Genomic DNA, 20,234 nt, shown 5'->3' with positions numbered 1-20,234 from the left:
TGATTGACTGCGGCGCGACTGCATGCGCGATACCGAACGCAAATCGTCGACCCTGGCCCGGAAGCAACGTTCGCGGCGCGCGCGACAACGCATCGTACTGGAGCGTGGTCGTGCTCAACCTGATCCCCGTCGTCGGCATCGCAGCGCCGATCTACTTCGTCGGTGGCGCGATCACGATCGGCGCGGCGCTCTGCACGCACTTGCGCGAACGCCCTGCCCGTGCGTAATCAACCCGCACTCGCGTACAACGTCGAATCCGCAAACCCTTCGGCGTCGAGCACACGCCCGATCAGGATCAGCGCGGTGCGCTCGATCTGCGTGCCCTGCACCTTGCCGACGATGTCGGCGAGCGTGCCGGTCACGCGTTCTTCATCCGGCCAGCTCGCGCGATAGATCACCGCGACCGGGCAATCGGCGCCGTAATGCGGCAGCACTTCGTCGACGATGCGGGCGAGATGGCGCACGCCGAGATGGATCGCGAGCGTCGCGCGGTGCGCGGCGAGCGAGCCGAGCGCTTCGCCTTCCGGCATCGTCGTCTTGCCCGCGAAGCGCGTGAGGATCACCGTCTGTGCGACGCCGGGCAGCGTCAGCTCGACGCCGAGCGTCGCCGCGCATGCGGCCGTGGCCGTCACGCCGGGCACGATTTCGTACGGAATCCCGAGTGTCTTGAGACGGCGGATCTGCTCGCCGATCGCGCCGTACAGCGACGGGTCGCCCGAATGCACACGCGCGACGTCCTGCCCTTTCGCGTGCGCAGCGGCGAGCAGCGCGACGATGGCATCGAGGTCGAGCTCGGCCGTGTTGACGACCTGCTCCGCGCGATGGCCGTCGAGCACGGCGGCCGGCACCAGCGAACCCGCATACAGGATCACCGGGCACGTGCGCACGAGGCGCTGGCCCTTCACCGTGATCAGCTCCGGGTCGCCGGGGCCCGCGCCGATGAAATACACCGTCATCGAAAAATCTCCGTCAATTCATGGGATGACCGGCCGCGCGGCGTCATGCGCGCGCGGCCGGATCGAGCGCGTCGATGAGCGCCGCAGCCGAGTCGAACGCGCGGTCGGCGGCGGGCAGCGGCGGCCGGCGCAGCATCACGACCGGCAGCCTGCGTTCGCGCGCGACGTCGAGCTTGGCTTCGGTGGCCGCGCCACCGCTGTTCTTGCTGACGACGACGTCGATGCCCGCCAGCGCGAACAGCGCGCGCTCGCCCTCCGGCGTGAACGGCCCGCGCGCGGCGACGACCTGCGCACGCGCGTTGCCGGGATGCGGGTCGAGGCAGCGCACGAGCCAGAACTGGTGCGGCGGGATCGCGTCGAGATGTGCGAGCGGTTCGCGGCCGAGCGTGAACAGCGGCCGCCGGAACGGCGCGAGCGCGGCTTCGATGCCGGCCCAGTCATCGACCATGCGCCAGTCGTCGCCGGGTTGCGGCGACCACGGCGCACGGCGTAGCGCCCACAGCGGCACGCCCGCTTCACGCGCCGCGGCGGCGGCATTCGCGCTGATTTGCGCGGCATACGGATGCGTCGCGTCGATCACGAGGCCGATGCCGGCGTCGCGCAGATACGCGGCCAGCCCGGCAGCGCCGCCGAAACCGCCGACCCGCACGTCGCAGCGCAGGTCGTCGGGCGTCTTGCCGAGGCCGGCGAGACTATAGACATGATGCGGGCCGAGCGCGCGCGCGATCTTCAGTGCGTCGCCGGTGCCGCCGAGCAGCAGGATGCGCGCGCTCATCGCGCTGTCCCGACGAAGCGGCCCTGCCGGTCGATCGCGAACATCTCGACCGTAACCGACGGCGGCACGATGTCGCGCGCGACGCGCAGCGCATGCGCACAGACGAGATCGCCGAGCGGCACACCGTCGGCGTGTGCGAGCTTCAGCGCTTCCTGGCTCGTGTTCGCGGCGCGCATTGCCGCCTGCAGCGCGTCGCTGGCGCCGGCCTCGGCCGCCCACTGCGCGAGCAGCGGCAGGTCGATGCTCGAATGGCGGCTGTGCAGGTCGAGATGGCCGGCCGCGAGCTTGCTGAGCTTGCCGAAACCGCCGCACATCGACAGCCGCGCGACCGGCGCGCGCCGCAGGTGCTTGAGCACCGCGCCCGCGAAATCGCCCATCTCGATCAGCGCCATGTCGGGCAGGTGGTAGTGCGCGCGCATCGCATCCTCGCTTGCGTTGCCCGTGCACGCGGCGATATGGGTGATGCCGTTCGCCCGCGCGACGTCGATGCCCTGATGGATCGACGCGATATAGGCCGAGCACGAGAACGGCCGCACGATGCCGGTCGTGCCGAGGATCGACAACCCGCCGACGATGCCGAGGCGCGGGTTCATCGTCTTCAGCGCGAGCGCCTCGCCGCCCTCGACGCCGATCGTCACGTCGAAGCCGCCCGCATAACCGTGCTCGGCCGCCAGCGCTTCCAGGTGCGTCGTCATCATCTGGCGCGGCACCGGGTTGATCGCCGGTTCGCCGACCGGCAGCGTCAGCCCCGCGCGCGTGACCGTGCCGACGCCCGGCCCCGCATGAAAACGCACGCCGGGCGCCGCCGCGAGCGCGACACGCGCGAAGATCAGCGCGCCGTGCGTGACGTCCGGATCGTCGCCGGCATCCTTGATCGTGCCGGCTTCCGCGCCGTCGGCCGTCGTCCGGCAGAACTCGAGCCGCATCATCACGCGCTGCCCCTTCGGCAGCACGATCTCGACCGCGTCGTCCGCATGCCCCGCGAGCAGCAGCCGCGCGGCGGCGAGCGACGTCGCGGTCGCGCAACTGCCGGTCGTGTAGCCGAAGCGTAGCGGCGCGGGCTGTTCGGGGGTCTCGTCGCGCATCACGCGTCCGTCGTATGCGTCGTGGCTGGCGATGCCGCCGTGCCGGCCGTGTCGACCGTGGCCGGCTTGCGCACGTCGTACAGCGTGACCGGCAGCGCCTGACGCCACGTGTCGAAGCGGCCGAGCGGCTCGGCATGCGCGAGCGACACGCGCGTGAGCGTGCCGCCGTGCGTCTCGCGCCATGCGGCGAGCGCCAGCTCGCCCTGCAGCGTGACCGCGTTCGCGACCAGCCGGCCGCCGGGTTTCAGCGATGCCCAGCACGCGTCGAGCACACCGGCCGCGGTCGCCCCGCCGCCGATGAAGATCGCGTCCGGCGCGGCGAGCCCCGCGAGCGCCTCGGGCGCGCGGCCCGCGACGAGTTGCAGGCCCGGCACGCCGAGCGCGTCGCGGTTGTGCTCGATGAAGCGCTGCCGCTCCGCATGCGCTTCGATCGCGATCGCGTGGCATGACGGATGCGCGCGCATCCATTCGATACCGATCGAGCCGCTGCCGGCGCCGACGTCCCACAGCAGCTCGCCGGGCACGGGCGCGAGGCGGCCGAGCGTCATCGCGCGCAGGTCGCGCTTGGTGAGCTGGCCGTCGTGGCGGTATGCATCGTCGGGCAGGCCGGGCGTGAGCGCGCGGCGCGGTGCGTCGGGGCCGGCCCGGCAGTCGAGCGCGACCAGATTGAGCGCGGCCGTTTCGGCGACGCGCCAGTCCTGCGCTAGCCCGTCGAGACGCCGCTCGAGCGGGCCGCCCAGATGCTCGAACACGCTGATGCGCGTCGGCCCGAAGCCGCGTGCGACGAGTTCGGCCGCGACGGCGGCCGGCGTCCGGCCGTCGGCGCTCAATACGAACAGGCGGCGGCCCGGCAGCAGGTGGCGCGCGAGCGCCGCAAGCGGACGGCCGACGAGCGAAACCGAGCCGACATCCTGCAGTGCCCAGCCGAGGCGGGCGGCCGCCAGCGACAGCGACGACGGCGCGGGCAGCACGCGCCATTCGTCAGGGGACAGCGAGCGCGCGAGCGTGGCGCCGACGCCGAACAGCATCGGGTCGCCGCTGGCGAGCACGCAGACGGGCGACATGCGCCGTGCAAGCACGCCCGCAAGGTCGAACGGCGACGGCCACGCTTCGCGCGCGGCCGGCAGCCGTGCGGGCAGCATGTCGAGATGCCGCTTCGCGCCGACGACGAGCGTCGCGTCGAGCAGCGCGCGGCGCGCGCTGCGGCCGAGCCCCGCGTAACCGTCGTCGCCGATGCCCACTACCGTCAGCCACGCCGTCATGCACCCTTCCCCATCGTTCGATTCCATCCCGTTTGTTGCGATGCGCGGCTGCCGGAGCGCCGCGCGTTGATTCGTTTCCATGCCGTGCGCATCGCCCGACGGCCGGTGCGGCACGGCCACGACGTCAGCCGAGCGGCACGCCGACGACAAACGTCAGCAAGGCCAGAACCATGCCGCCGATCGACGCGATCAGCAGCCAGCCGAGCAGCAGCCACATGAGCGGCCGCGCCCCGCTTTTCCTGTACAGGAGCGTGCCGCCCGCGACGATCGGCACGCCGAGGCCGGCGAGCCCGACATTCTTCGGCCACTCGGCCGACGGTGCAAGCGGGATCAGCAGGCATGCGAGCAGGACCCATGCGGGGATGGCCAGCAGGCCCAGTGCGATGCCCATGCCGAACAGTTCCGTCCTGCCGAGTTTCATGGCGGATGCCGGCGGTCGCCGATCTGATGTCGAGGCGCCAATCCTACCATTTGCGAGACAGCGCAAAACCGTCTGCGGCCATGCTGCGACGCGGTTGCGCGACGCACCGCCGATGCCGGATCGTCGCGAAAATCGGGTATCCTACGGCCGTTCGTTCGCCGGTGCCCTTCGGGGCCGAAGAGGGAACACAGGGCGCACCACGCGCCGCTGTGGCTGCCCCCGCAACTGTAGACAGCGAGCCGATCTCCCCCTCATGCCACTGGTTTCACCGGGAAGGCCGGGAGCCGGCGCCGACCTGTCAGCCAGGAGACCTGCCGGCCAGAAAGTGCGTGCGTGCCAGTCGGCGTCGGGCGGGGTGTACCGACGCGTTGGCCGCGGCGCGACACTGCCCCGGTACCCCGTGAGTTCCGCCCCCGATTCGATTCCTGCGTCGCCCGTCGCGCGCCCGTCGGCTTGCCCGGGGCTCGTGCGCGTGGTTGCGGCCGCCGACGGCGGGCTGTGCCGGATCAAGCTGCCGGGCGGCCGGCTCGATGCGCGTCAGGCGCGCGCGATCGCCGCCGCCGCGCGTGCCTGCGGCTCCGGCGCGATCGACGCGACCAATCGCGCGAATCTCCAGCTGCGCGGCATTCGCGACGGCGCGGCCGACGCGCTGATACGCGCGTTGCTCGACGCGGGCCTCGGCCCGTCCGTCGACGCAACCGCGGATGCCGTCGCCGATACCGCCGCGCTCGCCGCGAGCGACGACGTCCGCAACGTGATGCTCAGCCCGCTCGCCGGTGACGACCCCGCCGCCCTCGTCGACAGCCGCGCGCTCGCCGCGCCGCTCCTCGACATGCTGGCGCGCGAGCCGCGCCGTGGCGAGCTGTCGCCGAAATTCTCGATCCAGCTCGACGGCGGCGAATCGGTTGCGGCGCTCGATCATCCGCACGACATCTGGCTGGCCGCGTGGCGTCGCGGCGACGGTGCGGTACGCATCGCGGCCGGGCTGGCCGGCTGCCCGCCGGTCGCGCACGACGACCGACCGGCCTCGGTCGATGTCGCGCCCGATCAAGGTGTCGCGCTGGTCCGCGCGCTGCTGCTCGCGTTCCTCGATCTCGCGCCGGCGGACGTCACGCGAATGCGTGCCCTGCTCGCAACCTGCGGCGAACGCGCGCTGCTCGAGCGCGCGCAGCACTATGTGCCGTTCGCGCTTGCGGCCGATCCGGCGCTCGCCGGCTGGCGCCGCGCGCGCACCGATCCGGTGCTGCGTTTCGGCGTACACCCGTCGCGCGATGCCGCGCGCTGCCACGTCGGCGCGCAATTCCCGCTCGGCCGGCTCGACGCCACGCAACTGGAACGGCTCGCCGCGCTGGCCGAAACCGACGGCGACGGCACGCTGTCGATGACGCCCTGGCAAGGCGTGTTCATGCATCGCGTCCCGCGTGAACGCGCGCCGGCCACGCTCGATGCGCTGGCGTCGCTCGGCCTCGTCTGCGCGTCGTCCGACCCGCTGGCGTCGCTCGTCGCGTGCACCGGCAGCGCGGGCTGCGCGAAGGCGCGCGCCGACACGAAACACGACGCGCTCGCGCTCGCCGCGCGCATCGGCCATGCGGTCGACGTGCACCTGACCGGCTGCGAGCGCCATTGCGCGCTGCCGCATCCCGCGACGCACACGCTCGTCGCGGTTGCGCCCGCGCACTACGACCTTTACCGGCGCGATGCGGCCGCGGGCCTCGGCGCCCCGCTCGCGCGCCATCTGACGATTGACCAGGCCGCGGCCCGACTGACGGGCGCACGGCACAGCCAGGACACCACCGATGCTTGACTACATTCGCGACGGGCAGGAAATTTACCGCCAGTCGTTCGCGACGATCCGCGCCGAGGCCGACCTGTCGCAGGTTCCGCCCGACCTCGAGAAACTCGCGGTGCGCGTGATTCATGCGTGCGGGATGGTCGACGTCGTCTACGACCTGCGCTTCTCGGCCGGCGCCGGCACGGCGGGCCGCACGGCGCTCGCGGCCGGCGCGCCGATCCTGTGCGACGCGCGCATGGTCGCCGAAGGCATCACGCGCGCGCGACTGCCGGCCGGCAACCGCGTGATCTGCACGCTCGGCGAGCCGGAAGTGCCCGATCTCGCGCGGGATCTCGGCAACACGCGTTCGGCCGCCGCGCTCGAACTGTGGCGTCCGCAGCTCGCCGGCAGCGTCGTCGTGATCGGCAATGCGCCGACCGCGCTGTTCCACCTGCTCGACATGATCGACGCCGGCGCGCCGCGCCCCGCCCTGATCCTCGGTTTCCCGGTCGGCTTCATCGGTGCGGCCGAATCGAAGGCGCTGCTCGATGCCGACAGCCGCGGCGTCCCGTACGTCACGCTGCTCGGCCGCCGCGGCGGCAGCGCGATGGCCGCTGCGGCGGTCAACGCACTCGCGACGGAGGTCGAATGACGACCGCGCGCGGACGCCTGTTCGGGGTCGGCGTCGGCCCCGGCGATCCCGAACTGATGACGATCAAGGCGCTGCGCGTGCTGCAGGCCGCGCCCGTGGTCGCGTATTTCGTTGCGAAGGGCAAGAAAGGCAATGCATACGGCATCGTCGAGGCGCACCTGCGGGACGGGCAGACGCAACTGCCGCTCGTTTATCCGGTGACGACCGAGGCACTGCCGCCGCCGCTCTGCTACGAGACGGTGATCGCCGACTTCTACGACACGGCCGCCGAGGTCGTCGGTGCACACCTCGATGCGGGGCGCGACGTCGCGGTGATCTGCGAAGGCGACCCGTTTTTCTACGGCTCGTACATGTACCTGCACGACCGCCTCGCACCGCGCTACGACACCGAGGTGATCCCCGGCGTATGCGCGATGCTCGGCGGCACCGCCGTGCTCGGCCAGCCGCTCGTCTATCGCAACCAGAGCCTGTCGGTGCTGTCGGGCGTGCTGCCCGAGCACGAGTTGCGCACGCGGCTCGCGCAGGCCGATGCGGCCGTCGTGATGAAGCTCGGCCGCAATTTCGACAAGGTGCGGCGCGTGCTCGACGAGCTGGGGCTCGCGAAGCGCGCGCTGTATGTCGAGCGCGCGACGATGGCGAGCCAGCGCATCGTGCCGCTCGATGAAGTCGATCCGATGGCGTCGCCGTATTTCTCGCTGCTCGTCGTGCCGGGGGAAAAATGGCAAGGATGACGACCCCGCCCGCGATCGTGATCCTCGGCGCGGGCGCGCTCGATACCGCGCGGCGCATCCAGGCGCGTTATCCGGGGGCCCGCGTGCACGGCCTCGCATCGCGCGTCACCGCCGACGTGCCGTTCGACGATCTCGGCGCGCACTTGCGCGAACTCTATGCACGCGGCCTGCCGATCGTCGCGCTGTGCGCGGCCGGCATCGTGATCCGCTGCATCGCTCCGGCGCTTGCCGACAAGGGCGTCGAACCGCCCGTGCTCGCGGTGGCGGAAGACGGTTCGGCGGTCGTGCCGCTGCTCGGCGGGCTGACGGGCGTCAACGTGATGGCGCGCGAAATCGCCGCCTGCGTCGGCGTCGCGCCGGCGATCACGACGAGCGGCGAACTGCGCTTCGGCGCGTGCGTGCTCAATCCGCCGGAAGGCTATGCACTCGCCGATCTCGCCCAGGGCAAGCGCTTCGTGTCCGACCTGCTCGCGGGTGCATCGACGCGCATCGACGGCGCGGCGCCGTGGCTCGACGATGTCGCGCTGCCGCGCGACGACGCAGCGGCGCATGCGATCCGCGTGACGCCCGAAGCCTGGCTCGGCACGCATGACGAGCTCGTGATTCATCCGCGCAGCGTGGTGGTGGGCGTCGATGCGCACGCTGTTCACGCGGATGGCGCGCTCGCGGCACGCATCGCGGCGTCGCTCGACGCGCACGGTCTCGCCCGGCTGGCGCTCGCGGCCATCGTGGCGCCCGCAGCGGCGATCGGCGATGCCGCGCTGGAGGATGCGGCGCACACGCTCGACGTGCCGCTTCGTTTCGTCGATGCAGACGTCGACGGCGACGGTGACGGCGGCGTACCGGCCGATGCGGCCGCGCTGCTCGGCCGCGCGTTGCGTGTCGTGCACACGCTGCGGGCCACGACGAACGGCATCGCATGCGCGGTCGCGTCGCATCCGGTCGATCCCGCCACGCTCGGCCGTGCGCGCGGCCGCCTGACGGTGCTCGGGCTCGGCCCGGGCGGCGCCGCGTGGCTCACGCCGGCCGCGCGCGCCGCGCTCGCGGACGCGACCGACATCCTCGGCTACACCACCTACGTGAACATGGCCGGCCCGTTCCGCGACGACCAGCGCGTGCACGGCACCGACAATCGCGAGGAGATGCAGCGCGCGCGCCATGCGTTCGAACTCGCGGCCGAGGGCCGGCGCGTCGCGGTCGTGTCGTCCGGCGACCCGGGCGTGTTCGCGATGGCCGCGGCCGTGCTCGAGGCACTCGACGAAGCGCGCGACCCGCACTGGGCCGCGGTCGACCTGCGCGTGGAGCCCGGCATCTCGGCGTCGCTCGCGACGGCCGCCCAGGCCGGCGCGCCGCTCGGCCACGATTTCTGTGCGATCTCGCTGTCGGACAACCTGAAGCCGTGGGACGTGATCGAGACGCGCCTGCGGCATGCGGCGCAAGCCGATCTGGTGATGGCGTTCTACAACCCGATCTCGCGCGCGCGGCCGTGGCAGCTCGATCGCGCGCTCGATGTCGTGCGCGCGCATCGCACGGCCGATACGGTGGTCGTGCTGGGCCGCGACATCGGCCGGCCGGGCGCGACGCTCGCGACGACGACGCTCGGCGCATTGCGCAGCGACCAGGTCGACATGCGCACGATGGTGATCGTCGGCTCGTCGACCACGCGCCGCTTCGCGATCGGCGAGGGTCGCGAGTGGGTCTATACGCCGCGCTGGTATCGCTGAACCCGGTCAGCGCGCCGGCCTGACGCCGTGCGCGCGGGCATACGCCGTGCCGCCCGCCCCCCAGAACCGGTACACGAGCACGCCGACGACGGCCTGCGCGACGACCACGAACGCGACGCAGCCGGCCCATCCCCACCGGTGCCAGCCGGGCACCGGCAGGACCGAGCCGAGGCTGCCGCCGAAGTAATAACAGGACAGGTAGATGCCGATCGCCGTCGAGCGCGCGCTCGATGCCGCCTGCGAAATGAACGTGTTGGCCGACGCCTGTTCGACGAACACGGCGGTCGAGCTGAGCGCGAGGCCGGCCAGGATCACCGGGACGTGATCGGACAGCGTGAGCAGCGCTCCGCCGATCGCGAGCGCGGCCGCGGCGAGCCCCGGTGCGCGCGGGCCGCGATGCCGCGCGAGGCGCCCTGCCAGCGGCGTCACGACCACCGCCACCAGGAACACCGCATAGATCGCGCCGATCCCGACCGTGCCGAAGCCGAACGGCGCGCGGGCCAGGCGCAGGCCGACGAACGTGAACGTCGCGACCTGCGACGCGAGCACGCATGCGCCGATCGCGAACGACGCGAGCAGCGGCCCGCGCGTGACGATGCGCCAGGCCGGCCCCGCACCGGCCTCCGTGTCGGGTTCGACACGCCGCACGATCGCGCCGGACGCCGGCAGGCTCGCGTAGATCGCGATGCCCGTGACGAGACACAGCGCCGCGACGACGTCGAGTGCATGCCGCCAGCCCCACATCGACGTCATCAGGTTGGTCGCGAAGCGGCCGGCGAAACCGCCGAGCGTCGTGCCGGCGACGAACAGCGCGCTGATCTCGGCCGACGTGCCGCGATCGAAGCGCTCGGCGATGTACGCGATCGACAGCGCGAAGACGAACGGCATGACCAGGCCGGCGGCAAAGCGCGCACCGAGAAACGACGCGAAACCTGCCGCATGCGCGGACCACACGACCGGCAGCGCGACGGCCATCGCGGCCAGCGAGATCGCGATGCGCCGCTCGATGCGCGCGGCCAGCACGCCGACGAACGGCGCGATAATGGCGACGGCCGTCGTGGTGGCGCTCACGCCCTGCCCCGCGCGCTCCGCGCTGACGCGGAAGGTGGCCGCGAGTTCGTGCAGGATGCCCTGCGTCGAATACAGATTGAGAAACGCGGCGAAGCCGCAGAGAAAGAACGCGATGCGCGTGGTCCTGTCGTTCATCGGAGCTGCCTGGTCGTCGATGCCGACAGTCTGACGAGCGCGCCGTGCGCACGCCAATACCGTTTTCATCGCGATTGATACCGGAACGACAACAATGCTCGACCTGCGCCGCCTCCGCTATTTCGTGGTCGTCGCCGACGAACTGCACTTCGGCCGCGCGGCATTGCGCCTGCGCGTCGCGCAGCCGCCGCTCACGCGCCATATCGCCGCGCTGGAAAGCGAGCTCGGCGTGCGGCTGTTCGAGCGTTCGACGCGCGCGGTGCGGCTGACACCGGCAGGCGCCGCGTTTCTCGAACAGGCGCGCAACGTCGTCAGCGCGGCCGCCGAGGCCGAGGCGAGCGCGCGCAAGCTCGCGCAAGGCATCGCCGGACGAATCGTGATCGGTTATGCGAGCGCCATTCCGATGTCCGACACGTTTCCGGACGTCATCCGCGCCGCGAGCCGCACGATGCCCGACGTCGAATTCGCGTTCCGCGAGGCGGCGACCGCCAGCCAGCACCGGCAGGTCGCGGACGGCACGATGGACATCGGTTTCGGCTGGGCATGGGGCGACGCGCCTGGCGTGCCGGTGGCGTCGCTCGTCGTGTCGCGTGAACCGCTCGTGGCCGCCGTGCCGGCCGGGAATCCGCTCGCGGGCCGCGCGAGCATCGACGTCGCGGCGCTGGCGAATGAAACCTTCGTGACTTTTCCGCCGGGTTACGGCTCGGCATTGGCCGCGGCACTGGACGACCTGTGCGCGCAGGCCGGATTCGCGCCGCGCATCGGCGCGACCGCGGCACAGATCACGACGCTCGTGTCGCTGGTGGCCGCCGAACGCGGCATCGCGATCGTGCCGGGCTTCACGGCGACGCTGCAGCGTCCGGGTGTCGTGTACGTGCCGCTCGCCGGCGCGCGCGCGGTCGAGCAGATCGTGTCGTGGAGCGAGCCGTTTGCGTCGGCGTCCGTCGAACGCTTCGTCGCACTCGCGCGCTCGCTTGTGCAGCCCGCATCGGCTTGATGCGAGTCAAGCGATCCGGATCGATCCTCCCCGTGGTTTCGGTGTTCCGGCCGCGCGACACCCTTTTCCACACCGATCACGTGTGCCGGAACGGTTGATCGCCCTCAGCGAATGCCGCAGGTGCCGCAGGTATCGCCGGAATGACGCGCGCCGCACTGCCACCGTGACGCGCGTCCCGAATGCCGGCGCGGTCGCCCGCGAAATCGATGAGGGCTGCTCACTACCTCACTGCACCACGATGGTGTAAACCGCTCGCGCGTCAGCCAGTCCCCCGTCATTCGTGGCCGTGACGGTAAACGTGTACCGCCCGGTCTTCCTCGGCGTGCCAATAATCCCGCCCGTATCCTGATTGAACTGGAGGCCTGGGGGCAAACCCCCGTTGGTCACCGTGAAGCGGACGGTCGCAGGCGTATTCGTCGTGATTTTCGCTCCGTAGAGCGCGCCTTGAGTGGCGACCGGCAGGACGGCGGGGCCCAGTTGCGGTGTGGGTGCCGAGACGGTCTGCGGAGCGCCGATCGGGACGCCTTCGGCATTCACCTGCTGCAACGACCAGCTTTGCCCGGGGGTGACGGACTTCAGGGTCCACGAGGTCGTCTGGTCGCGAAGCGCGGCCCTCTGCTTTTCGGTGAACGCGCCGAGATTCCTGGCGGTTTCCCACTGCTTGATCTTGTCGAGGATATCCGGCGTCGATTCTGCCGACAGCAGGAATGCCACCGTGCCCTGGAAGCCAATGCCGGCGTTGAGCGCCGCGCCGCGTGCGAGCCGGGTTTCGATCATGGTCAACGAGACGCCCGTGATATCGAACCATCCAAGCATGCCCGGCAGGTAGTTGGCCTGGTAGAAGGCGTTGTCGCGGTACAGCTGATCGATGTCGGAGTTGGACCAGCTCGCCCGGGTCAGCGTGTCCCATGCGTTCGAGGTCATCCGGCTCGTCTCGCTGATGTATCCGTCGTGCCCGGTCTGGGCGGCGTAGGTGCCGTTGATCAACCGGGCAATGCCGAAGCTGCCCCAGCCGGTATCACTGGCGGATTCCACCCCGTCGAAAGAGTGGGACCGGATGCCGACGTTGTTCCTGAGGGTGCCCAGCCGGGTGGCGATCTCGTCGATGATGCCGAGGCCGCCGATGGCCCCGCCGTACGAATTCACGATCACCCTCGCAACGGGCGTGCCACGCGCGGCTTCGGCCGGGACGGAGCCCCACTGGCCTCGGGTCAGTCCACTGACTTGCCATTCGGTGACGCCTCTTTGGACCGCGTTGAACGAGATGAACTCGTTGCCGATACGCAGCATCTTCTCGTTGATCCCGTCCCGCACCGGCGCGAATCCGCTCAAGTAGAGGATCTTGCTCGTCATGTTCAACGGCCGTGACAAGGCGGCTTGACCGCCCAAGGCCAGACGAGGATCCGCGGGCGGCGAAACGTAGGGGTCGATGGAGGTGGGCGGGCCGACGCTGATGAAGTCCGACATGGTATGGACGCCGACGCGGACGCCGTGCTCCTTTGCCGCCTCCACCAGCTTTTCGGCTCCGTTGTCGCTGTCGCCGAAGGTGGAGTCGAACTGATAATGCCCGGTGTATTTCCAGGGGCCGCGAAAATTCCGCGGCGAGTAGATGTAGTTGATTCCCGCGCTGTTGGCGAATCGGGCTGCCTTGCCGACATTGCCGGTGTCGAGATCGTCCAGCACGAAAGACGATTGGCCGCTGGCCTGCGCCACTTTCTGCCACTGGCCGTTCTGGGTCGGATACGGGAGGTTTTCACCCGAGGCAATGAACGACAACAGGGTCGTCACGAGCTCCGGTGCGCTGCCGTACAGCGCAATCTTCGATCCGATGACCGAGCCCGCGCTGTCGAGCGGGCCGAGCGGGATCGGATAATCATTGGGATTGAGCCGGTCGCGCCGGCGCGTATAGTCGAACGTGAAGGCGCGCAGCACGGCTCCCCATGACGTCTTCGCCGCCACGCACCACGGCTCCAGCGCCGCCACGTCCACGTTGTAAGGGTTGGGGATGACGTCGTTTTCCCAGCCGTATTGCGGATATTCCTTGGGCCACGCGCCTTCGGTGCGGTCGTTGAGCGGCTTGAGGCCGATCGCGAATTCGTTGTCTCGCACCACGCCCGCGGCTTCGCCGACGGTCTGGTTGATCGCGACAGGCAACGGCCCCCACAGCAGCGTCTGAACGTCGGAAGCGGGATCGGTCGACACGCGGGTGACTTCAAAGGTGGCGTAGCCGTTTTTCTGCAGGACGCGGACATCGACCTCGAATGCGAGGCCGGCATCATTCACGAAGGACAGCGTGTTGTCGGCGGACGACCATCGGACGCCGGCGGGCTTCGCCAGTACGCCGTTGATCACGAGCCTGACGAGCGGGACGGATTTCCCGGGCGAGATGTAGTTGCGGCCGCTGCGGGAATCGATGAGTTCGACGACAGCGCCGGTGGAGTCCAGGCCGAGCGTCAAGTAGCCAGCCGGAATGTGTAGAGTGCTTGTCATGTTTCGACTTTCCTGACGAAAATGGCGGGGCCGCAAGCGGCGCAGATGCACCCGTGCCCCCGTCCTTGGCGTACCGCGTGCCAATGTTGGAATTCCGAATCGATCGACCTGACGGACAGATGGCGACAGTCGGCGGATACCCCGGACATTGGACGTAGCGGGTCAGCCCGACCGATTCGAGCGCTCCCGCCTGCCGTCGATGCCGGCATCTTTCATTGGAAGGCCAGCGTGCCGGCTATCGAGCGCGATCCCTTGCGGCATCTGGATCGCGGGATCTGCGTCGCGAGCCCTGGGTCCGACAACGCACCGTCACTGCCTCGACCGCCCTCGACCGCCCTCGCCTGCGCAAACAACCTGCGCGGAACATGCGGCGCGACAGGCGACACCGATGGCGGCCAGCCGCAGTGAATGGCTGCGGCTGGCCAGCCGCCGGAACTGCCTCGTCAAACTTGCGGCGGTGAAGCCGGCGCAGTGGGAAAGAGGCAGCGGCCGCATGATTCCGGTTCGGGTTTTATTGGCTCGGAACTTCAGCGATATACGACACGTAGAGGTTTTGCCCCCAGTCGCTGCCCGAATAGTTGGGGAACACCCTGTCTTCGCGGGTGATGTTGACGTTGAATCCGGTCGTCGTCACCTTGGTCACCGTCACCGAGAACGTGTCCGGATAACTGGATCCGTCGTTGGGGTCCTGGAGGGCGGTCACGACCACAATGGGCGCGGTCGAAAACGTGCCCGGAAACGTGATCTGCGCATTGAAAGGCGGGTTGATCCAGGAATCCCGATTACCGCCTTGAACGCTTCCGACTGCCTGCTTTGCTACGATTCTTTCCAGCATGTTGAGCTCCTGATGGATGGAACGACGTAAGGTCTTGAGTGAGCCTCGCGCGAATGCACTTCGCTCGAAGACAAAGTTATGCCGCGCATGCGTCGAAAGCGATTACACGTGATTACATGATCGAGGCGGCCATCAAGGGGCGTAGAAAGCGACGATTTCATGTCGAAATCGACGGCAATTTTGTCCTGGTTCACACCCGATGCATGACGGAACGATGTCGAATCGGCAAGATCGTTACGTATCGGGAATCAAATAACAAAAAGAACAACTAACCATTCACTATTCGACGCGAATCCTCCAAGATGGGCACGCCGCCGGCCGGGCATGCCCGGTCGCCCGACCGGCGGCGATACGCGGGCCAGCGTATCCCTCTTCCACTTGGAGAACACAATGCACAACAATGTGTTGCCGCGTTTCATCCCGCGCGCGTTTGCCGCGGGTTGCCTGCTCGCCGTGGCGAGCGTGTCCCAGGGCGCCGGCGTCTATGCGCCCTATGTCGACGTGACGCTCTATCCGACGCCGCTCGTCGACCAGATAGGCGTCCGGCAAGGCATCCAGCAGTTCACGCTCGCGTTCGTGGTCGCGGGCAACGGGTGTACGCCGTCGTGGGGCGGCGTGCAGCCGATCGGCAACGGCGCGAGCGGCGGCCTGCTGACCGCGCTGTCGACGTCGATCGCGAGCTATCGCGCGAAAGGCGGCGAAGTCGCCGTGTCGTTCGGCGGCGCGAACGGCACGCCGCTGATGCAGGCATGCTCGACGGTTCCCGCGCTGGCGGGCGCGTACCAGACCGTGATCGACACGTACGGCCTCACGCACATCGACTTCGACATCGAGGGCGCGTCGCAGCTCGACACGGCCGCGGTCGCGCGCAACTTCCAGGCCGTCGCCCAGCTGCAGGCGAGTTATGCGGCGAAAGGCAAGCCGCTGCACGTCACGCTGACGCTGCCGACGATGCCGACCGGGCTCACGCAGGACGGCCTGAACGTCGTCAACGCGGCGATCTCGAACAAGGCCGTGTTCGATGCGGTGAACGTGATGGCGATGGACTACGGCCCCGCGAACATCGACATGGGGGCGGCCGCGATCAGCGCCGCGCAGGCGCTGTACGCGCAACTCGATACGGCCTTCAAGTCGGCCGGCCAGCCGAAGACCCATGCCCAGCTCTGGCAGATGGTCGGCGTCACGCCGATGATCGGCGTGAACGACGTGCAGGGTGAAACCTTCACGCTCGCGAATGCGCAGAGCGTGCTGAACGCGGCGGTCGCCAACGGCTACGGCTTCTTCGGCAACTGGTCGGTCGGCCGCGACCAGGCGTGCCCGTCCGGCGGCACCTATGCGTCGCCGACCTGTTCGGGCGTCGCGCAGCAGCCGTATGCGTTCGCGACGATCTTCAGGCAGCTCGACGGCAAGTGGGGTGCGGGCGTCACGCAGGATCCGAACTACGGCGGCGGCTCGGACGGCGGCACGCCGCAACCGGGCGCGCCCTGGGCGGCCGGCCAGGTCTATACGGCCGGCGCGACCGTCACCTACCAGGGCACGACGTATCAGGCGCAATGGTGGACGCAGGGCGACGTGCCCGGCCAGGCCGCCGTGTGGAAACCGGTGGGCGGCGGCACGGCCACGTGGTCGGCGACCACCGCGTATTCAGGCGGCACCTGCGTGATGTACCAGGGCGCGAAATACTGCGCGAAATGGTGGACGCAAGGCGACAACCCGAGTGCGGGCGGTGTGTGGGTGAAGTCGTGATGCCGCGGATCGGCCGTCGCTAGGCCTGCACGTGCATCGGGGGCCGTTCACGGCGATCGCGGCCCTCCTCCGGCGCGCCCGCCGTCAGCCGCGCGCGTGCTCGGCGAGCAGCCTGGCCTTCGCGTCGACGAGCAGCGCCGCATGCGTATCGCGATGCTGGCGGATCCGCTCGGACGGCCCGACCACCGACAGCCCGTACCAGTCGCCGTCGAGCGTCAGCGCGACCGCGATCGCCGACAGCTCGGGCGCGCTCTCGCCGAAGTTCTCGGCCCAGCCGAGTTCGCGAAACCGTGCGGTTTGCGCGACGAGCGCGGGCAGGTCCGTCACCGTCGCGTCGGTGAAGCGCTCGAACGGCAACTGCGCGCCGAGCGCCTGCTGCGCGTCGCCGGCCAGTTCCGCGAAAATCGCCTTGCCGATCGAGTTCGCATGCAGCGGGCGCAGTTCGCCCGGTTCGCGCGTATAACGGATCGCCTGCTCCGATTCGACGACGTCGAGGTAGGTGACCGACACGCCCTGGATCTTGCCGAGCACGGCCGTCTCGCGGCTTGCGTCGCGCAGCGCGACGAGATGCGGATGGACGATGTCGACGACCGGGTCGGTCGCGTCGATCGCCGCGGCGATCGTCTGCAGGCGGCGCGTCGGGTAGTAACCGCCGCGCCTGCGCACTTCGTACAGGTAACCGCGGCTCACGAGCGTGCGCGCCATCGCGAGGCAGCTCGACGCCGGCACATTGAGCAGGCGCGCGAGTTCGGTGAGCGGCAGCGGCCGCCGTTCGGCGGCGAACAGCTCGAACAGGTCGAGCGTGCGGGCAACGAGTTTGACGTCCATGACGAGCGCTTGAATCGGAACGGGAAACCGCGCGCCGGGCCGGCCGCCGGGTCGGTACGGTCAGTACGACTTCGGCAGCCCGAGCACCTTCTCCGCGATGTAGCACAGGATCAGTTGCGGGCTCACGGGCGCGAGCCTCGGAATCATACACTCGCGCAGGTAGCGTTCGACATGGTATTCCTTCGCGTAGCCCATCCCGCCGTGCGTCGCGACCGCCGTCTGGCACGCCTGGAACGCGGCTTCCGCGCCGAGGTATTTCGCGGCGTTCGCTTCCGCGCCGCACGGCTGCCCCGCGTCGTAGCGCGTCGCGGCCTTCATCACCATCAGCCACGCGGCCTCGAGCTGCATCCACGCCTGCGCGAGCGGATGCTGGATCGACTGGTTCTGCCCGATCGGCCGGCCGAACACGACGCGCTCGCATGCATACTGCGTCGCGCGGCGCAGCGCGGCCTGCCCGAGCCCGATCGCCTCCGCCGCGATCAGGATGCGTTCCGGATTCAGCCCGTGCAGCAGATAGCGGAAGCCGTCGCCTTCGTTGCCGATCAGGTCGCCTTCCGGCACGCGCAGGTTGTCGATGAACAGCATGTTCGAATCGACCGCCTTGCGGCCCATCTTCTCGATCTCGCGCACCTCGACGCGCGACCGGTCGAGATCGGTGTAGAACAGGCTCAGCCCGTCGGTCGGCTTCGCGACCCGGTCGAGCGGCGTCGTGCGCGCGATGATCAGCATCTTGTTCGCCACCTGCGCGGTCGAGATCCAGATCTTGCGCCCGCTCAGCACGTAGTGGTCGCCGTCGCGGCGGGCCTGCGTGCTCAAATGCGTGGTGTCGAGGCCCGCATCGGGTTCCGTCACCGCGAAGCACGCCTTGTCGCGCCCGGCGATCAGCGGCGGCAGGAAACGCGCCTTCTGTGCGTCGTTGCCGAACACCTGCACCGGGTTCAGCCCGAAGATGTTCATGTGGACGGCCGATGCGCCGGACAGGCCGGCACCCGAGGCGCTGATCGTGCGCATCATCAGCGCGGCCTCGGTCATCCCGAGCCCGGCGCCGCCGTGCGCCGGGTCCATCGCGATGCCGAGCCAGCCGGCCTCGGCAAGCGCCGCGTGGAAATCGGCGGGAAACCCGCCCGCGCGATCGCGTTCGAGCCAGTAGTCGTCGCCGAAGCGCGCACAGATTTTCTCGATCGCGCTTTCGATTGCGCGCTGGTCGTCGGTCAGGTCGAACTGCATGGATGGCTCTCCGGGAAAAGGCCGAGCGGCCGCGCCGCTCTGAGGAAAATGCCAGGCGGCGCCAGGGGGTGCGCCCGGCGGAACGTCCCCTTGCGGGATCGCCCCGTCGGGGCGCCGGCACGACGCGGCAGGCCTGGGGCGCTCACAACGGAAACACGCCGACGATCACTGCGGCAAACACCATCAGCACCGTGGCGGCGAACAGGAACGGAATCGTGAATTTCTGATGCTCGGCGAGCTCGACGCCGGTCAGGCCGACGATCAGGAACGTCGCGGGCGTGAGCGGGCTCACCGGGAACCCCGTCGTCATCTGGCCGAGCAGCGCGGCCTGCGCCATCTGGATCGGCGGCACACCGAGCAGCTTCGCGCTTTCCGCGAGCACCGGTAGCACGCCGAAGTAGAACGAATCGGGGTCGAACAGCAGGCTGAGCGGCATCGACAACAGCCCGAGCACGAACGGCATGTGGCGCGCATGCTCGACCGGCACGTGCGCGACCACCACGTCCGCCATCGCCTTCAGCATCCCGGTGCCGGACATGATGCCGGTGAACGCGCCGGCCGCGAGCAGCACGCTCGCCATCATCAGCGCGGCCTTCGCATGCGCGTCGATCCGCTCGCGCTGGGCCTGCACGTCCGGGTAGTTGATCACGAGCGCGGCGACCGTGCCGAGCATGAACATCACCATCGGGTCGACGATGCCGGACACGAGCGTGACGAGCACCACGAGCGTCAGCGCGAGATTGATCCGGAAGCGTTCCGGCCGGCGTAACGCGCGCTCGGCATCGGTCAGCGCACGCGGCGCGATCGCGAGCGGCGCCGCGCCGGCACGATCGAGCCCGAGCCGTTTCGCCTCGCGCACGCCGAGCACGTACGCGGTGCCGAATACGAACACGAGCCCGACGATCTGTACCGGAATCATCGGCATGAAGATCGCGGAACCGGGAATGTGCAGCGCCGCCGACGCCCGCAGCATCGGCCCGACCCACGGCAGGAAATTGACGCCGGCCGCCATCGACGCAACGCACGCGAGGATGCGCCGATCCATTCCGAGCCGCGTATAGAGCGGCATCATCGCGGGCAGCGTGACGAGAAACGTGACCGCGCCGGAGCCGTCGAGGTGAATCAGCAGCGCGAGCAGCGCCGAGCCCATCACGATGCGCGGCGGATGGCAGCCGATCACGCGCAGCACGCCCGCGATGATCGGGTCGAGCATCCCGGAATCGGTGAGGATACCGAAAAAAAGAATCGCAAAAACGAACATGCCGGCGATCGGCCCGATGTTCTGTACGCCGTGCACGATGAACTTGCCGGTCGCGAGCCCGAAACCGGCCGCGAGCGACGCGGCCACCGGCACGACGATCAGCGCGACGAGCGGCGACAGCCGCTTCGTGATGATCAGGCCGAACAGCGCGACGATGGCGATCGCGCCGATCCATGCAAGCATGATGCGTCTCCTCTTCGGCCGGTGCGCCCGTGCATGGCCCGGCGTGGGGTTCGAATGGTCGTGCGGCACAGCGCCGCCGGTCGC

Annotated in this window: 17 protein-coding genes and 1 riboswitch; of the genes, 6 read left to right on the top strand and 11 right to left on the bottom strand. The window is 69.6% G+C overall.

Annotated features, from left to right (window positions below; translation table 11 throughout):
• Positions 1-227 precede the first annotated feature (227 nt).
• From cobM to PQB87_RS09015, 5 genes are all read right to left on the bottom strand, one after another.
• Positions 228-956, bottom strand: a complete 729-nt coding sequence (cobM, locus tag PQB87_RS09035; protein ID WP_059682612.1) for a precorrin-4 C(11)-methyltransferase — start codon at positions 954-956, stop codon at positions 228-230.
• 43 nt (positions 957-999) lie between these two features.
• Positions 1,000-1,731 (bottom strand): cobalt-precorrin-6A reductase, encoded by a 732-nt coding sequence (locus PQB87_RS09030; protein WP_489241467.1) that lies wholly within the window; start codon positions 1,729-1,731, stop codon positions 1,000-1,002.
• Positions 1,728-2,816, bottom strand: coding sequence for a cobalt-precorrin-5B (C(1))-methyltransferase (locus tag PQB87_RS09025; RefSeq protein WP_489241465.1), 1,089 nt, complete (start codon positions 2,814-2,816; stop codon positions 1,728-1,730). Before PQB87_RS09025 ends, PQB87_RS09030 begins: the two co-directional genes overlap by 4 nt.
• On the bottom strand, positions 2,816-4,078 hold the full coding sequence (gene cbiE / locus PQB87_RS09020) for a precorrin-6y C5,15-methyltransferase (decarboxylating) subunit CbiE (RefSeq protein WP_489241463.1): 1,263 nt from the start codon (positions 4,076-4,078) through the stop codon (positions 2,816-2,818). The genes PQB87_RS09025 and cbiE overlap by 1 nt, the downstream gene beginning before the upstream one ends.
• A gap of 124 nt (positions 4,079-4,202) precedes the next feature.
• Positions 4,203-4,499: a hypothetical protein gene (locus PQB87_RS09015; RefSeq protein ID WP_489241461.1), complete on the bottom strand. Its 297-nt coding sequence runs from the start codon at positions 4,497-4,499 to the stop codon at positions 4,203-4,205.
• A gap of 142 nt (positions 4,500-4,641) precedes the next feature.
• Positions 4,642-4,832: riboswitch (cobalamin riboswitch) on the top strand.
• 67 nt (positions 4,833-4,899) lie between these two features.
• Between PQB87_RS09015 and cobG the strand changes: the two genes are divergently transcribed.
• From cobG to cobJ, 4 genes are read left to right on the top strand one after another with little or no spacing between them, the layout of a single operon-like run.
• Complete coding sequence (cobG, locus tag PQB87_RS09010) at positions 4,900-6,303, top strand: precorrin-3B synthase (RefSeq protein ID WP_489241459.1); 1,404 nt, start codon at positions 4,900-4,902, stop codon at positions 6,301-6,303.
• Positions 6,296-6,922: a precorrin-8X methylmutase gene (locus tag PQB87_RS09005; protein WP_027787410.1), complete on the top strand. Its 627-nt coding sequence runs from the start codon at positions 6,296-6,298 to the stop codon at positions 6,920-6,922. The genes cobG and PQB87_RS09005 overlap by 8 nt, the downstream gene beginning before the upstream one ends.
• Positions 6,919-7,653, top strand: coding sequence for a precorrin-2 C(20)-methyltransferase (locus PQB87_RS09000; RefSeq protein ID WP_060063054.1), 735 nt, complete (start codon positions 6,919-6,921; stop codon positions 7,651-7,653). Before PQB87_RS09005 ends, PQB87_RS09000 begins: the two co-directional genes overlap by 4 nt.
• On the top strand, positions 7,650-9,377 hold the full coding sequence (gene cobJ / locus PQB87_RS08995; RefSeq protein ID WP_489241457.1) for a precorrin-3B C(17)-methyltransferase: 1,728 nt from the start codon (positions 7,650-7,652) through the stop codon (positions 9,375-9,377). Before PQB87_RS09000 ends, cobJ begins: the two co-directional genes overlap by 4 nt.
• Positions 9,378-9,383: 6 nt before the next feature.
• Here the strand turns inward: cobJ and PQB87_RS08990 are convergent, their stop codons facing one another.
• Positions 9,384-10,583: an MFS transporter gene (locus tag PQB87_RS08990; protein WP_489241455.1), complete on the bottom strand. Its 1,200-nt coding sequence runs from the start codon at positions 10,581-10,583 to the stop codon at positions 9,384-9,386.
• Positions 10,584-10,677: 94 nt separating this feature from the next.
• Between PQB87_RS08990 and PQB87_RS08985 the strand changes: the two genes are divergently transcribed.
• Positions 10,678-11,580, top strand: a complete 903-nt coding sequence (locus tag PQB87_RS08985) for a LysR substrate-binding domain-containing protein (RefSeq protein ID WP_489241453.1) — start codon at positions 10,678-10,680, stop codon at positions 11,578-11,580.
• A 225-nt stretch (positions 11,581-11,805) separates the two neighbouring features.
• Here PQB87_RS08985 and PQB87_RS08980 read toward each other — a convergent pair whose 3' ends face one another.
• Complete coding sequence (locus PQB87_RS08980; RefSeq protein ID WP_489241451.1) at positions 11,806-14,070, bottom strand: Ig domain-containing protein; 2,265 nt, start codon at positions 14,068-14,070, stop codon at positions 11,806-11,808.
• Between the two features lie 511 nt (positions 14,071-14,581).
• The gene (locus PQB87_RS08975) at positions 14,582-14,905 is read right to left on the bottom strand and encodes an H-type lectin domain-containing protein (protein WP_489241449.1); all 324 of its coding nucleotides are present in this window, start codon (positions 14,903-14,905) and stop codon (positions 14,582-14,584) included.
• Between the two features lie 390 nt (positions 14,906-15,295).
• On the opposite strand from PQB87_RS08975, the gene PQB87_RS08970 reads away from it, so the two are divergent.
• Positions 15,296-16,651 carry a chitinase gene (locus tag PQB87_RS08970; RefSeq protein WP_060063043.1) on the top strand — a complete coding sequence of 452 codons (1,356 nt, stop codon included), beginning with the start codon at positions 15,296-15,298 and terminating at the stop codon, positions 16,649-16,651.
• Between the two features lie 84 nt (positions 16,652-16,735).
• Here PQB87_RS08970 and PQB87_RS08965 read toward each other — a convergent pair whose 3' ends face one another.
• From PQB87_RS08965 to PQB87_RS08955, 3 genes are all read right to left on the bottom strand, one after another.
• Entirely contained in the window at positions 16,736-17,479 is a 744-nt protein-coding gene (locus tag PQB87_RS08965; protein WP_124544980.1) for an IclR family transcriptional regulator, read from the bottom strand.
• Positions 17,480-17,539: 60 nt separating this feature from the next.
• Positions 17,540-18,706: an acyl-CoA dehydrogenase family protein gene (locus tag PQB87_RS08960; protein WP_021160073.1), complete on the bottom strand. Its 1,167-nt coding sequence runs from the start codon at positions 18,704-18,706 to the stop codon at positions 17,540-17,542.
• Positions 18,707-18,848: 142 nt separating this feature from the next.
• Positions 18,849-20,150 carry a CitMHS family transporter gene (locus PQB87_RS08955; protein WP_489241446.1) on the bottom strand — a complete coding sequence of 434 codons (1,302 nt, stop codon included), beginning with the start codon at positions 20,148-20,150 and terminating at the stop codon, positions 18,849-18,851.
• Positions 20,151-20,234: the final 84 nt, after the last annotated feature.

The organism is Burkholderia sp. KL41, assembly GCF_057005415.2.
This window is presented reverse-complemented; position numbering and strand designations above follow the sequence as displayed.